Origin of the sequence: Streptomyces soli, assembly GCF_003999195.1 — a bacterium.
GTDB lineage: Bacteria > Actinomycetota > Actinomycetes > Streptomycetales > Streptomycetaceae > Actinacidiphila > Actinacidiphila soli.
Window position 1 is genome coordinate 1 of record NZ_RJVR01000350.1, and the last position, 14,292, is coordinate 14,292.

14 protein-coding genes are annotated in these 14,292 nt (G+C 71.2%); 10 read left to right on the forward strand and 4 right to left on the reverse strand.

What is annotated here, in order from left to right; genetic code table 11:
- A partial coding sequence (locus tag EFK10_RS42590) for an HAD-IC family P-type ATPase (RefSeq protein WP_164836388.1) occupies positions 1-1,879 on the forward strand: 1,879 nt, incomplete at its 5' end.
- Here EFK10_RS42590 and EFK10_RS42595 read toward each other — a convergent pair.
- Positions 1,860-2,615 carry an enoyl-CoA hydratase/isomerase family protein gene (locus tag EFK10_RS42595; RefSeq protein ID WP_127361000.1) on the reverse strand — a complete coding sequence of 252 codons (756 nt, stop codon included), beginning with the start codon at positions 2,613-2,615 and terminating at the stop codon, positions 1,860-1,862. The genes EFK10_RS42590 and EFK10_RS42595 overlap by 20 nt on opposite strands.
- A 105-nt stretch (positions 2,616-2,720) precedes the next feature.
- Between EFK10_RS42595 and EFK10_RS42600 the strand changes: the two genes are divergently transcribed.
- On the forward strand, positions 2,721-3,368 hold the full coding sequence (locus EFK10_RS42600; RefSeq protein WP_127361001.1) for an HdeD family acid-resistance protein: 648 nt from the start codon (positions 2,721-2,723) through the stop codon (positions 3,366-3,368).
- 178 nt (positions 3,369-3,546) lie between these two features.
- Complete coding sequence (locus EFK10_RS42605) at positions 3,547-4,035, forward strand: ATP-binding protein (RefSeq protein WP_127361002.1); 489 nt, start codon at positions 3,547-3,549, stop codon at positions 4,033-4,035.
- A 12-nt stretch (positions 4,036-4,047) separates the two neighbouring features.
- Here the strand turns inward: EFK10_RS42605 and idi are convergent, their stop codons facing one another.
- From idi to galE, 3 genes are all read right to left on the reverse strand, one after another.
- Positions 4,048-4,656, reverse strand: coding sequence for an isopentenyl-diphosphate Delta-isomerase (idi, locus tag EFK10_RS42610; protein WP_127361003.1), 609 nt, complete (start codon positions 4,654-4,656; stop codon positions 4,048-4,050).
- A 52-nt stretch (positions 4,657-4,708) separates the two neighbouring features.
- On the reverse strand, positions 4,709-5,647 hold the full coding sequence (locus tag EFK10_RS42615; protein ID WP_127361004.1) for a cation diffusion facilitator family transporter: 939 nt from the start codon (positions 5,645-5,647) through the stop codon (positions 4,709-4,711).
- A 142-nt stretch (positions 5,648-5,789) separates the two neighbouring features.
- On the reverse strand, positions 5,790-6,785 hold the full coding sequence (galE, locus tag EFK10_RS42620) for a UDP-glucose 4-epimerase GalE (RefSeq protein WP_127361005.1): 996 nt from the start codon (positions 6,783-6,785) through the stop codon (positions 5,790-5,792).
- Between the two features lie 191 nt (positions 6,786-6,976).
- Here galE and EFK10_RS42625 point away from each other — a divergent pair, with 191 nt between their 5' ends.
- From EFK10_RS42625 to EFK10_RS42655, 7 genes are all read left to right on the forward strand, one after another.
- Entirely contained in the window at positions 6,977-8,779 is a 1,803-nt protein-coding gene (locus EFK10_RS42625) for a DUF5941 domain-containing protein (RefSeq protein WP_127361006.1), read from the forward strand.
- Entirely contained in the window at positions 8,776-9,525 is a 750-nt protein-coding gene (locus tag EFK10_RS42630) for a phosphocholine cytidylyltransferase family protein (RefSeq protein WP_127361007.1), read from the forward strand. Before EFK10_RS42625 ends, EFK10_RS42630 begins: the two co-directional genes overlap by 4 nt.
- Positions 9,513-10,574 (forward strand): iron-containing alcohol dehydrogenase family protein, encoded by a 1,062-nt coding sequence (locus EFK10_RS42635; protein ID WP_127361008.1) that lies wholly within the window; start codon positions 9,513-9,515, stop codon positions 10,572-10,574. The genes EFK10_RS42630 and EFK10_RS42635 overlap by 13 nt, the downstream gene beginning before the upstream one ends.
- Positions 10,552-11,337, forward strand: a complete 786-nt coding sequence (locus EFK10_RS42640) for a CDP-alcohol phosphatidyltransferase family protein (RefSeq protein WP_127361009.1) — start codon at positions 10,552-10,554, stop codon at positions 11,335-11,337. The genes EFK10_RS42635 and EFK10_RS42640 overlap by 23 nt, the downstream gene beginning before the upstream one ends.
- 50 nt (positions 11,338-11,387) lie before the next feature.
- Positions 11,388-12,233 carry a glycosyltransferase family 2 protein gene (locus EFK10_RS42645; RefSeq protein WP_127361012.1) on the forward strand — a complete coding sequence of 282 codons (846 nt, stop codon included), beginning with the start codon at positions 11,388-11,390 and terminating at the stop codon, positions 12,231-12,233.
- A gap of 77 nt (positions 12,234-12,310) precedes the next feature.
- The gene (locus tag EFK10_RS42650) at positions 12,311-13,240 is read left to right on the forward strand and encodes an ABC transporter permease (RefSeq protein WP_127361010.1); all 930 of its coding nucleotides are present in this window, start codon (positions 12,311-12,313) and stop codon (positions 13,238-13,240) included.
- Positions 13,241-13,256: 16 nt separating this feature from the next.
- Positions 13,257-14,009 carry an ABC transporter ATP-binding protein gene (locus EFK10_RS42655; RefSeq protein ID WP_206305814.1) on the forward strand — a complete coding sequence of 251 codons (753 nt, stop codon included), beginning with the start codon at positions 13,257-13,259 and terminating at the stop codon, positions 14,007-14,009.
- Positions 14,010-14,292: the final 283 nt, after the last annotated feature.

Consider the following 14,292-nt stretch of genomic DNA (forward strand, 5'->3'; position numbering starts at 1 on the left):
GTCCACGCTGCCGGTCGCGCTCGGCTCGGCCGGCGCGGTGATGGCGGCGGGCCTGCTGCGCGGGCGCCCGGCCCGGGAGACCGTCGGCGCGGGCGTCGGCCTCGCGGTGGCCAGCGTCCCGGAGGGGCTGCCCTTCCTGGTCTCGGCCGCCCAACTGGCCGCCGCCCGGCGCCTGTCCGAGCAGGGCGTCCTCGTACGGGACCCGCGCACCATCGAGGCGGCGGGTCGCGCGGACGTGTTGTGCTTCGACAAGACCGGAACCCTCACCCAGGGCCGTATCGATCTCGGTGCCGTGGCCGTGGACGGCCGCAGCGTCCCCCTCGACCGGCTCGAACCCCAGGAGCGGGCGGTACTGGCGGCGGGTCTGCGGGCCACCCCGCGGGCGCGCGGCAGCGCCAAGCTGGAGCACTTCACCGACCGCGCCGTGGTCGCCGGCGCCGAGACCGCGGGCGTGGCACGTGACGACGGGGCGCGGGGCTGGCGGCGCAGCACCAGCCTGCCCTTCGAGCCGAGCCGCGGCTTCCACGCCACTAGGGGCCGAGGCGGCAAGAGGTCGCTGCTGTCGGTGAAGGGCGCGCCGGAGGAGGTGGTCGAGCGCTGCGCTACCCGCGGCGGCCGGCCGCTGGACCGGGCGGCCAAGGACCGGATCCTGGTCGAGGGTGAGAAACTCGCCGCCGAAGGCCACCGGGTCCTGGCGGTCGCCGAGCGCCAAGGTGCGCCCGGCGGCAAGCTCACGGACGGCGCGGTGGACGGCTTGGACTTCCTCGGCTTCCTCGCCCTGACCGACCAGGTGCGGGGCACCGCCGCCCGCTCGGTGCGCCAACTCGCCGAGGCCGGCGTGCACATCGTCATGATCACCGGGGACCACCCGCAGACCGCCGAGTCGATCGCCCGCGAGCTGGACGTCCTCGACGGCGGCCAGGTGGTCACCGGCGCCGAACTCGACGCGCTGGACGACGACGCCCTCGACGAACTGCTGCCGCACGTCGGCGTCGTGGCCCGCGGCACCCCCACCCACAAGGTCCGCGTGGTGCAGGCCTTCCAACGGCTGGGCCGCACCGTCGCGATGACCGGGGACGGCGCCAACGACGCGCCCGCCATCCGCCTCGCCGACGTCGGGATCGCGCTCGGCGGACGCGGCGCACCGGCCGCCCGCGCGGCGGCGGACCTGGTGGTGACCGACGACCGGCTGGAGACCATCCTGGCCGCGCTGACCGAGGGCAGGGCGATGTGGGCCTCGGTACGGCAGGCGCTGGCGATCCTTGTAGGCGGCAACCTGGGCGAGATCGGCTTCACGGTGCTGGGCGCCACCGTCACCGGCACCTCGCCCCTGACGGCCCGTCAGCTCCTGCTGGTCAACCTCTTCACCGACCTCGCCCCGGCCATCGCCGTCGCCCTGCGCCCGCCTGCCGAGGGCGCGGCCGAGCGGCTGCTGCGGGAAGGCCCCGAGGCGTCTCTCGGGACCGCGCTCACCGACGAGATCACCGTACGGGCCATCGCGACCGCCTTCGGGGCCGGCCTGGGCTGGCTCGCCGCCCGCGCCACCGGTCGGGCGGTCCGGGCCCGCACCGTCGCGCTGGCCGCCCTGGTCGGCTCCCAGCTCGGCCAGACGCTGCTGGTCGGCGGTCGCGGCCCGGCGGTGCTGGCCGCGTCGGTCGGCTCGATGGCCGCACTGGCGGCGGTGATCCAGACGCCCGGCGTCAGCCAGTTCTTCGGCTGCACCCCGCTGGGCCCCGTCGCCTGGACCATCGCCCTGGCGTCGTCGGCGGCGGCCACGGCGGGCTCACTGCTCCTTCCGCCGGTGGCCGGGCGGATCCGTACGGGGCTGGAGGCCCTGCGGTCCCGGGGCGTGGGCGTGGTTACCGCCCCGTCCACGTGAAGCGCGGCTGGCGCCCCTCCAGGAAGGCGGCCACTCCCTCGTCCGTGTCGTCCGTGCCGTCCGCCTGGCGGGCCCAGTGCTCGACGCGGGCCGGATCGAGGTCCGGCGCGGTGAACTCCTTGGCGGCGGCCTGGGTGAGCAGGGACCGCGACGCCAGCACCCCGGCGAACTCCTCGACGCGCTTGCCCAGGGCATCGTCCGGCAGGACCTCGTCCACCAGGCCCGTACGCAGTGCCCGCTCGTGGCCGACGAATTCGGCGGAGAACAGCAGGTACTTGGCGGCTGCGGGACCCACCAGGCCGACCAGCCGCCGGGTGGAGGACGCCGCGTAGACGATGCCGAATCTGGCCGGGGTGACCCCGAAGCGGGAGCCCTCGGCGGCGAAGCGCAGATCGCAGGCGGCGGCGAGCTGACAGCCGCCGCCGACGCAGAAGCCCCGGATCGCCGCGACCGAGGGCTTGGGGAAGGCGGCGAGCGCCTCCTCGGCCTCGACGGCCGCGCCCTGGGCGAGACCGGAGCCCGCCGCCGGGTCCCGCAGGTCCGTGATGTCGGCGCCCGCGCAGAAGGTGTTTCCGGCGCCGGTGAGCACGAGCACCCGGACGGCGGGGTCGGCCGCGAGTCCGTCAAGCAGGCCGGGAAGGTCGCGCCACATGTCCAGAGACATGGCATTGCGCTTCGCAGGATTGCTGATGGTGATCGTCGCGGTGGATCCGGTCACATCCAGCAGAAGAGGCATGCCCGGATCCTATCGGGCGATCATGGAGCCCCTGATCAGGGGCTTAGCAGTGGCTTATCAGGGCGAATCGGGGTATATCACCGTAAACGAGGCAAGGAGACGGGCATGGCCACGTTGAGGGCGCATTACAGGCATCCCAAGCCGCCGGAGGCCCGGCTCAGCCGCACCTTCGGCTGGGTGGCCGCGCTGGGCGTGATCCTGATCATCGGCGGAATAGTCGGGCTGCTGTACGTGGGGTTCGCCACCCTGACCACCATGATCCTCTTTGGCTGGCTGCTGCTGGTCGGCGGCATCGTCGGCCTGTTCCAGGCCGTGCAGAACCGCCACTCGAGCTTCTTCTGGCTGGCCCTGGTGGTGGCGGCCCTCAACATCGCGGCCGGCATCATCGTCATCCGGTTCCCCGGGGTGACGGCCGCCGCACTCACGATGTTCGCCGCGCTGCTCTTCCTCACCGGCGGGATCTTCCGGCTCTTCGGCGGCCTGGTGGTGCGAGGCCCGCAGATGGTGTGGACGATCGTGCAGGGCGCGGTCGGCATCCTCCTGGCGGTGCTCGTCCTGGCCCACTGGCCGGACAGCAGCCTGTATGTCATCGGTACGTTCGTGTCCCTCACGCTGCTCTTCGACGGGCTCGGGCTGATCTCGGCCGGAATCGGCGGCCGGCGGATCGTGAGCATGGTGACCGAGGCGCGCACAGCCACCGAGGAAGGGTCCTTGCACACGCAACAAGGGGGCCAGCAGCGATCGGTGGAGTGACAGCTTCGCTCGAATGAGACCAAAGCCGGTCGAAACTTGCGGATTTTCGGTTAGGGGCTCGGGGACGTCCCCTTCGCTGCCGACACTCGATCTGTGAGGCGGATCCCGCCGCCGCCCGAAGAGGCGCGCGAGCGGGGACTGCGGGGAGCATCACGCGAATGCGAGGGTGAATGCCGCCATGGAGGTCCGCGGGAGCGTCCCGCCCGAACCGGTGCCGACTGTGGCACCGGCCAACCCGCGCCCGTACGAGGGTGCGTGGCGCTTCACCGCCCCCGCGCTGGACTCCTCGGTGCCGCAGGCCCGGCATGCCGTACGGGATCTGATCACCGACCGGGCGGTCCCGGTCGACGAGATGCTGATGCACGGTCTGCTGCTCATCGTGTCCGAGCTGGTCACCAACGCCGTACGGCACGCGGCCCTGCTCTCCCCGGAGATCGTGGTCGAGGTGGCCGTCGGCACCGACTGGGTGCGGGTGGCCGTCGAGGACAACCACCCCTACCGCCCCAAGGCCCTGCAGGCCGACAGTGCCGACACCGGCGGCCGGGGGCTGCTGCTGGTCAAGGCGATCACCGCCGAGGCCGGCGGGATGTGCGACGTCGAGCACATCCCGTCCGGCGGCAAGGTGGTCTGGGCCGCGCTCCCGCTACCGGCGAGCGCGACCCCGTAAGGCCCGGCGGGACTACCAGCCCGCGTCCACCGTCAGCTCGCGGATCCCGGGCAGCGCGGCCTCCAGCACCGTCGGGAACCAGGCCGAGAACGGCCCGGTCTCGCGCAGCTCCTCCAGGTCGACCGGCGTGACGAAGGCAGTCTCGCCGATCTCGCCCGGGTCGGGGCGCAGCTGCTCGCGCACCAGGCCGACGAAGAGGTGGTTGTACTCCTGCTCCACCAGGCCCGACGCCGGGTCCGGGTGGTTGTAGCGGACCGTACCGGCCTCGCGCAGCAGCGCGGGCGGCGCGCCCAGCTCCTCGGCGGTACGGCGGGCGGCGGCGACGAAGGGCGGTTCGCCGGGGTAGGGGTGACCGCAGCAGGTGTTGGACCAGACGCCGGGGGAGTGGTACTTGCCCAGCGCCCGGCGTTGCAGAAGCAGTCTGCCCTCGTCGTCGAAGAGGAAGACCGAGAACGCGCGGTGCAACCGCCCCGGTGCCTGGTGTGCCGACAGCTTCTCTGCCGTACCGATCGTCACGCCGGTCTCATCGACCAGTTCGAGCAGGATCGGGGCGTAGGAGCCGTTGGCGGAGGGGTCTGCCGCGGGGGTACCGGGCCGGCCGGTGGCGGGACTGGTTGGCATGGCCATCCTTTGAATCGACGACAAGTCCTCAGTCTGCCTCACGCGCCCGCCGTCAATGGCACAGCCGCGCCTCGTGCTCCGCGTGCCCGGCCGGCTCGAGCTGGAAGGTGCAGTGCTCCACGTCGAAGTGGTCGCCGAGGCAGCCCTGCAGGTCGTGCAGCATCTTCTCGTGCCCGACCGAGTCCAGCGCGTCCTGCCGCACCACCACATGCGCCGACAGCACCGGCATGCCCGAGGTGATCGTCCACACATGCAGATCGTGCAGCCCCTCCACGCTCGGCAGAGCCAGGATGTGCGAGCGCACCTCGGCCATGTCGACGTCCCTGGGCGCCGCCTCCAGCAGTACCTCCAACGCCTCGCGCAGCAGCTTCCACGTACGCGGGACGATCATCAGCCCGATCAGCAGCGACGCCACCGGGTCGGCCTGCCGCCAGCCCGTCGTCATGATCACCACCGCCGCCACGACGACCGCGAGCGAGCCGAGGGCGTCCGCCATGACCTCCAGGAAGGCGCCCCGGACGTTCAGGCTCTCCTTCTGTCCGCGCATCAGCAGGGACAGCGACACCGCGTTGGCGGCCAGCCCGATCAGACCGAAGACGATGGTCAGGCCGCTGTGGACCTCCGCGGGGGCGATCAGCCGGCGCACCGACTCGTAGAAGATGTACGCGCCCACGCCGAACAGCAGCACCGCGTTGAGCACCGCCGAGAGGATCTCCGCCCGGGCGAACCCGAAGGTGCGGCGCTCGCTGGGCGGGCGGTTGGCGAAGTGGATCGCCACCAGCGACATGGCGATGCCGGCCGCGTCCGTGGCCATGTGACCCGCGTCCGCCAGCAGCGCCAGCGAGCCGCTGAAGACGCTGCCGACGACCTCCGTCACCAGCACCAGCAGGGTGATGCCCAACGCCACCCGCAGCCGCCCCCGGTACGCTGCCGCGGCCGTCCCCGTCACATCGGGCGCTGGTGCGTGCGTATGCGAGTGCCCTGCCCCCATGCCAGTTGGCCCCTTCCGGTCCCGTCCCGGCGGATACCCGACCGGGCGAGTCCCAGTTAAGCCCCGTCACTTGCCGTAGGCAACTCAGCAGTGAAGACCGTTGTCATGTGCGGTGACCTGCGGTGATGAACCGTCGCCCGGCTCAGCCGCGGCGGGCCTCCGGGTGGTGCAGCAGCCACCCCTGCCACGCGGACTCGACCATGTCGCGCGGGCCGCGCGCTGCGGACCAGCCGAGCTCCTTGCGGATCAGCTCGGACGAGGCGACGACACGCGCGGGATCGCCCGGGCGGCGGGGGGTGACGACGGGCTCCACGTCCGCGTATCCGGTGACGTCGAGGATCAGGTCGATCAGTTCGCGCACCGACACGCCCTCGCCGCTGCCGATGTTGACCGTCAGATCGCCGGCCGAGCCCAGCTCGGCCTGCTCGGTCAGCTTCCGGGCTGCGGCGAGATGGGCGTCGGCGAGGTCCTCGACGTGGATGTAGTCGCGGATGCAGGTGCCGTCGGGCGTGGGGTAGTCGTCGCCGAAGATCTGCGGGACCTTGCCACGGGTGAGGCGGTCGAAGACGATCGGGACGATGTTGAAGACCCCGGTGTCGGACAGCTCGGGGGAGGCGGCGCCGGCCACGTTGAAGTAGCGCAGGCAGGCCGTGGAGATGCCGTGCGCCCTGCCCGCGGCCCGGACCAGCCACTCGCCGGCCAGCTTGGTCTCGCCGTACGGGCTGAGCGGCAGGCAGGGGGTGTCCTCGGTGACCAGGGACACGTCAGGCATGCCGTAGACCGCGGCGGAGGAGGAGAAGAGGAACCGGCGGATACCGGCCGCCGCGACGGCCTCCAGTAGGGTGCCGAGGCCGCCGATGTTCTCGCGGTAGTAGAACAGCGGCTGCTCAACGGACTCGCCGACCTGCTTCCTCGCCGCGAGGTGGACGACGCCGGTCACGCCGTACTCCGCGATCGTCGCGTCGAGCCGCTCCCGGTCGAGTGTGGAACCGGTTACCAGGGGCACTCCGGCCGGGATGCGCTCGGCGACGCCGGCCGAGCCGTCGTCGTACGCCACGACGCGCTCTCCGGCCCGGGTCATCGCCCGGACCACGTGCGCCCCGATGAATCCGGCCCCGCCTGTGATCAGCCACGTCATGCGGTCACCCTATCGGCGGAGGCGCTGCATCGTTTGTCCGGACGCTCCCGATCCCCCATGATGATCAGCGCCGACCGCACGACGATGAAGCGAACGGGTGGTGAACAGAAGTTCTCAGGAATCCGATAGCCTCTCCGCTCATGCCCGCCCATCTGGCGGAAAATCTTCGTAGTTCCAGGGAGTGAGTCCGTCTGTCGACCGCCATCCTCACCGGGCCGCCGGTCGCCGCGTCGCCGATCGAGGGCGACCTGCGCACCCTCGGCTTCGACGTGCTTCACGCGGACGGCCCCGGCGCCGTCGCGGCACAACTGGCCGCTCTCCCCGCCGGGGAGCGCGTCGCGCTCGTCGACCCGCGCTTCGTCGGCCATGTCCACGCCCTGCGGCTGGCACTGACCGACCCCCGCTTCGACGCCGCCGCAGTGCCCGGCGCCCTGTCGGCCCGGCCCGCCGCCCGCCCGGCCCTCGTGCGGGTGCTGGCCGACCTGCCGGGCGACGCCCCGGTGGACGAGCTGGCGGCACGCCTGGACGCCGAGGGCACCGCCGTCCACCGGCCTGAGCTGGGTGTGCTGGTCGCCGCCGTGCCGACCGGTGAGGTCGAGCGAGAGAAGGCCGCGGCCGCCGTGGCGGACGTCGACGACGAGGTCGTACGGCTGCGCAGCGCCGTGAAGTCCCGGGACGGGTTCTTCACCACGTACTTCATCAGTCCGTACTCCCGCTACATCGCCCGCTGGTGTGCCCGGCACGGCCTGACCCCCAACCAGGTCACGACCGCCTCCCTGCTGGTCGCGCTGATCGGCGCCGCCTGCGCGGCCACCGGCACCCGCCCCGGCTTCATCGCCGCCGGCGTGCTGCTCATCACCTCCTTCGTGCTGGACTGCACCGACGGACAACTGGCCCGCTACTCCCTGCAGTACTCGACGCTCGGCGCCTGGCTCGACGCGACCTTCGACCGGGCCAAGGAGTACGCCTACTACGCGGGCCTCGCACTGGGCGCGGCCCGTGGCGGCGATGACGTATGGGCCCTGGCGCTGGGCGCGATGGTCCTGCAGACCTGCCGCCATGTGGTGGACTTCGCCTTCAACGAGGCCAACCACGACGCGACGGCACTCGGTGAATTGGCGGGGTCCAGCCCCACCGCCGCCCTGTCCGGCAAGCTCGACAGCGTCGGCTGGACGGTCTGGCTGCGCCGGATGATAGTGCTGCCGATCGGTGAGCGCTGGGCGCTGATAGCGGTGCTCACCGCGGCCACCACGCCGCGCATCACCTTCTACGTCCTGATCGTGGGCTGCGCCTTCGCGGCGTGCTACACCACGGGCGGCCGTCTGCTGCGCTCCCTGACCCGCAGGGCCACGTGCACCGACCGCGCCGCCCTGGCGCTGGCCGAGCTGGCCGACTCCGGGCCGCTGGCGGAGGGCGTCGCGGCCGCGCTCAGGGGACCCGCCCGGCGGCTGCCGGCCTTCACCGCCCCGGCGGTGGCGCTGCTCGGCGCCGGCGTGATCATCGCCACGTCGGCCTTCGCCCCGCGCGGCAGCTGGTGGCCGGTCCTGGCCGCGGCGGGCTACGTACTGACCTCGGGCCTGGCCGTCGCCCGGCCGCTGAAGGGCCCGCTGGACTGGCTGGTCCCACCGGTCTTCCGCGCCGGCGAATTCACGACCATCCTGGTGCTGGCGGCTGTCTCCCAGGTGAATGAAGCGTTGCCTGCCGCTTTCGGGCTGGTGGCCGCCGTCGCCTACCATCACTACGACACGGTGTACCGCATCCGCGGCGGTACCGGGGCGCCGCCTCGGGCTCTGGTACGCGTTATCGGCGGACAAGAGGGCAGGGCGCTGGTGGTGACCGCGGCCTCCGCCGCTCTGGCGGGCGGCTCGGGCCTCACCGTCGCCCTGATAGCCCTGGCTGTCGCGCTGACGGTGGTGGTGCTCACCGAGAGCATCCGCTTCTGGGTGTCCTCGCAAGCACCCGCAGTACACGACGAAACAGGAGAACCCGCATGATCGGCCTCGTGCTGGCCGCCGGCGCCGGACGGCGTCTGCGCCCCTACACCGACGCCCTGCCCAAGGCACTGGTGCCGGTGGACCCGGCGGGACAGGGGAGCACCACCGTCCTCGACCTCACTCTCGGCAACTTCGCCGAGGTCGGCCTGACCGACGCCGCGATCGTCGTGGGCTACCGCAAGGAGGCCGTGTACGAGCGCCAGGCGGCCCTGGAGGCCAGGTACGGCGTCAAGCTCCACCTCGTCGAGAACGACAAGGCCGAGGAGTGGAACAACGCGTACTCCCTGTGGTGCGCCCGGGACGTCATCAAGGAAGGCGTCATCCTCGCCAACGGTGACACCGTCCACCCGGTCTCCGTCGAGCAGACCCTGCTCGCAGCCCGGGGACAGGGCCAGAAGATCATCCTCGCCCTCGACACGGTGAAGAAGCTCGCCGACGAGGAGATGAAGGTCATCACCGCCGACGGCACGGGTGTCCGGCGCATCACCAAGCTCATGGAGCCCGCCACAGCGACCGGCGAGTACATCGGTGTGACCCTCATCGAAGCCGACGCCGCCGCCGACCTCGCCGACGCGCTCAAGGTCACGTACGAGCGCGACCCGCAGCTCTACTATGAGGACGGCTACCAGGAACTGGTCAACCGCGGCTTCCAAGTCGACGTCGCCCCCATCGGCGAGGTCTCGTGGGTCGAGATCGACAACCACGACGACCTCAAGCGTGCCCGGGAGATCGCGTGCCAGTACTGACGAGGCTGATCCCCTCGCCGGTCGTCGTCGACATCCGCACCGGCGCGCTGGACGATCTCGCCGTCCTCCTCGCCGACCAGCGGATCTCCAGCTCCGGCAAGCTCGCCATCGCGATGAGCAACGGCTCCGGCGCCAAGCTGCGCGAGCGGCTCGCCCCCGCGCTGCCCGGCGCCGACTGGTTCGAGGTCGCCGGCGGCACGATCGACGGCGCGGTCAAGCTCGCCGACGCCATAAGGGGCCGGCGGTACGACGCGGTCGTGGCGCTCGGCGGCGGCAAGATCATCGACGCGACGAAGTACGCGGCCGCCCGGGTCGGCCTGCCGATGGTCGCGGTCGCCACGAACCTGTCGCACGACGGCATCTGCTCGCCGGTGTCCACGCTGGACAACGACAACGGGCGCGGCTCGTACGGTGTGCCGACCCCGATCGCCCTGGTCATCGACCTGGAGGTGATCCGCGAGGCCCCGGTCCGCTTCGTACGGTCCGGCATCGGCGACGCGATCTCCAATATCTCGGCCATCGCGGACTGGGAGCTGTCCCACCGCGTGAACGGGGAGCCCATCGACGGCCTGGCCGCCGCCATGGCCCGCTCGGCCGGTGAGTCCGTCCTGCGCCAACCCGGTGGCGTCGGTGACGACGGGTTCCTCACCGTGCTGGCCGAGGCGCTGGTCCTGTCCGGCATCGCCATGTCGATCAGCGGCGACACCCGCCCGTCGTCCGGCGCCTGCCACGAGATCAGCCACGCCTTCGACCTGCTCTACCCGAAGCGGGCCGCCGCCCACGGCGAGCAGGTCGGCATCGGCGCGGCCTTCGCGATGTTCCTGCGCGGCGCCAAGGACGAGGCCGGTCTCTTCGCCGAGGTGCTGCACCGCCACGGGCTGCCGACAACGCCCGGCGAAATCGGCTTCACCGAAGGCGAGTTCGTCAAGGCCGTCGAGTACGCCCCACAGACCCGCCCCGGGCGCTTCACCATCCTGGAGCACCTGGACCTTTCCACCGACGAGATCAGGGACGCATACGCCGACTATGCCAAAACCATCAGTAGCTGAACTGCGCCCGGTCGTTCACCCCGGCGGCATCAAGGACCGGCGCAACGGTGAGCACTGGGCCGGGCGCCTGTACATGCGAGAGATCTCGCTGCGGTGCACCCGGCACCTGCTCAACTCCCCGCTCAGCGCCAACCAGTACACCGGGCTGATGATCGTCGCCGGTATAGCGGCCGGCGCCGCACTGCTGATCCCCGGCCTCGCCGGGGCGGTGCTCGGCGCCCTGCTCATCCAGCTGTACCTGCTGCTGGACTGCGTGGACGGCGAGCTGGCCCGCTACCGCAAGCAGACCTCGATCACCGGCGTCTACCTCGACCGGGTGGGCCACTACCTGTCCGAGGCGGCCCTGCTGGTCGGGTTCGGCATGCGCGCGGCGGACATCTTCCACCAGGACGGCGGCTCCACCCACTGGGGCTGGGCCTTCCTGGGGACGCTCGCCGCGCTCGGCGCGATCCTGATCAAGGCCGAGACCGACCTGGTGGACGTGGCCCGCTCCCGCAGCGGCCTGCCCGCCGTGGAGGACGCCGCGTCCGCGCCCCGCTCCTCCGGGCTGGCGCTGGCCCGCAAGGCCGCCGCCGCGCTGAAGTTCCACCGCCTGGTGGGCGGCGTCGAGGCCTCCCTGGTGATCCTGGTCGCCGCCATCGCCGACACGATCCACGGCGATCTGCTCTTCACCCGGATCGCCGTCACAGCCCTGGCCGCGATCGCCGTACTGCAGACCGTGCTGCACCTGGTCAGCATCCTGGCATCGAGCAGGCTGCGGTGAGCGCGCCGTCGGGGACCCAGCAGCTCAGGCTCGGGGCGGTGATCATCACCATGGGCAACCGTCCCGAGGAGCTTCGTGACCTGCTGGACTCGGTCGCCAAGCAGCACGGCTCCGCGATCGAGATCGCCGTGGTCGGCAACGGCTCTCCGCTGCCTGAGCTGCCGGCCGGCATCCGCACCGTGGAGCTGCCCGTGAACCTGGGCATCCCCGGCGGCCGCAACGTCGGCATCGAGGCCTTCGGGCCCGGCGGCCGAGACGTCGACATCCTGCTCTTCCTCGACGACGACGGACTGCTCCCCAACGAGGACACCGGCGAGCTGGTCCGCCAGGCCTTCGCCGCCGATCCCGAGCTGGGCATCATCAGCTTCCGGATCGCCGACCCGGAGAGCGGCACCACCCAGCGCCGGCACGTCCCCCGGCTGCGCGCCGCCGACCCGATGCGCTCCTCGCGGGTCACCACCTTCCTCGGCGGCGCCAACGCGGTCCGTACGTCGGTCTTCGCGCAGGTCGGCGGCCTGCCGGACGAGTTCTTCTACGCTCACGAGGAGACCGACCTGGCCTGGCGGGCGCTCGACGCCGGCTGGCTGATCGACTACCGGTCGGACATGGTCCTGAACCACCCCCTCACCGCGCCCAGCCGGCACGCGGTCTACCACCGCATGGTGGCCCGCAACCGGGTGTGGCTGGCCCGCCGCAACCTGCCCTGGCCGCTCGTCCCGGCCTATCTCGGCACCTGGATGCTGCTCACCCTGGTCCGCCGCCCGTCCCGTGCGGGGCTGAAGGCCTGGTTCGGCGGATTCCGGGAAGGCTGGACCACACCGTGCGGTCCTCGCCGGCCGATGAGGTGGCGTACGGTGTGGCGCCTCACTCGACTGGGCCGACCCCCGATCATCTGACAAGCTCGGAACTGAGAGCTTCGGCGCGAACCCGGGCCCGTACCGGTCGCGCCACCTAGAGGACGAAAGTGTCAACTGTGAGCGAGACAAAGCACGACGGTGCGGTCGCCGTCGGTGCCGTGCCGGCGCCCTCGGACGACACCGGACTGTCGTCGGCCGAGCTGGCGGCCAAGTACGGCCTCGCGGTCAGCGGGGCCAGGCCAGGGCTGGGCGACTACGTACGGCAGCTGTGGGCGCGACGGCACTTCATCTCTGCCTTCGCGCGGGCCAAGGTGTCCGCCCAGTACACCCAGGCCAAGCTGGGTCAGCTGTGGCAGGTCATGACGCCGCTGCTGAACGCGGCCGTCTACTACCTGATCTTCGGCCTGCTGCTCCACACCAGCAAGGGCGTCGACAACTTCATCGCCTTCCTGGTCACCGGCGTCTTCATCTTCACCTTCACCCAGTCCTCGGTGATGTCCGGCGTCAAGGCCGTCTCCGGCAACCTGGGGCTGATCCGGGCGCTGCACTTCCCCCGGGCGTCGATGCCGATCGCGTTCACGCTGATGCAGCTCCAGCAGCTGCTGATGTCGATGCTGGTGCTCTTCTCCATCGTGCTCATGACCGGCGAGGTCCCCACCTGGTCCTGGCTGCTCACGATCCCCGCCCTGTTCCTGCAGAGCGTCTTCAACGCCGGTCTGGCCCTGGCCATGGCCCGGCTGGGCAGCAAGATGACCGACCTGGCCCAGCTGATGCCGTTCATCCTGCGCACCTGGATGTACATGTCCGGCGTCATGTACAGCATCAGCCACTTCGCGGCCAGCGCGCCGGGCTTCGTCAAGCTGCTGCTCGACCTGAATCCGGCCGCCGTCTACATCGACCTGATGCGGTTCGCGCTCATCAGCAGCTACACGGCGGCCCAACTTCCCCCGCATGTCTGGGTCCTGGCCCTGGGCTGGGCGCTCGTCGCGGGCGTCGGGGGCTTCGTCTACTTCTGGAAGGCCGAGGAGCAGTACGGTCGTGGCTGAGTCCCCGAACGAGAAGATCCCCACCGTCATCGTGGACGACCTGCACATCGTCTACCGAGTGCACGGCGCCGGCGCCGGCAAGGGCAGCGCGGTCGCGGCCCTCTCGCGGATCGTCACCCGCAAGGGCAACCCCAACGTCCGCAAGGTGCACGCCGTACGCGGGGTCACCTTCACCGCCTACCGCGGTGAGGCCGTCGGCCTGATCGGCTCGAACGGCTCGGGCAAGTCGACCCTGCTGCGGGCCGTGGCAGGCCTGCTGCCCGCCGAGAGCGGCAAGGTCTTCACCGAGGGCCAGCCGTCGCTGCTCGGCGTGAACGCGGCCCTGATGAACGACCTGACGGGCGAGCGCAACGTGATCCTCGGCGGCCTCGCGATGGGCATGTCCCAGGAGGAGATCCGCGACCGTTACCAGCAGATCGTCGACTTCTCCGGCATCAACGAGAAGGGCGACTTCATCTCCCTGCCCATGCGCACGTACTCCTCCGGCATGGCGGCCCGCCTGCGCTTCTCCATCGCCGCCGCCAAGAGCCACGACGTCCTCATGATCGACGAGGCCCTCGCCACCGGCGACCGCACGTTCCAGAAACGCTCCGAGGAACGCATCCGCGAGCTCCGCAAGGAGGCCGGCACGGTCTTCCTCGTCAGCCACAACAACAAGTCGATCCGCGACACCTGCGACCGCGTCCTGTGGCTCGAGAAGGGCGAACTGCGGATGGACGGCCCCACAGAAGAGGTCCTCCAGGCGTACGAGGAGTTCAGCGGCAACTGAGCCCCTTTTTCGAGGGCTCGGTTCGCCTCCGGTCCGCTAAATCACCGTGGGGGCACTTCCCAGACGGAGTCTGGGGGAGTCGGACTCTCCAGGCGAGGACTGACCGGGGCACGGGATGACCGGGGCACAGACGGCCCGGCACACGGCGGACTGCACCTGGTGTGCCGGGCCGTCGTCGGCCGCGGGTCGGGTCAGACACCCCATGTCGTTGGGTGTCAAGCGGCATGGGGTTGGGCGTGGTGCGACCAGGCGGTCGCTTCGTCGTAAGTGGTGTGGGTTTTGA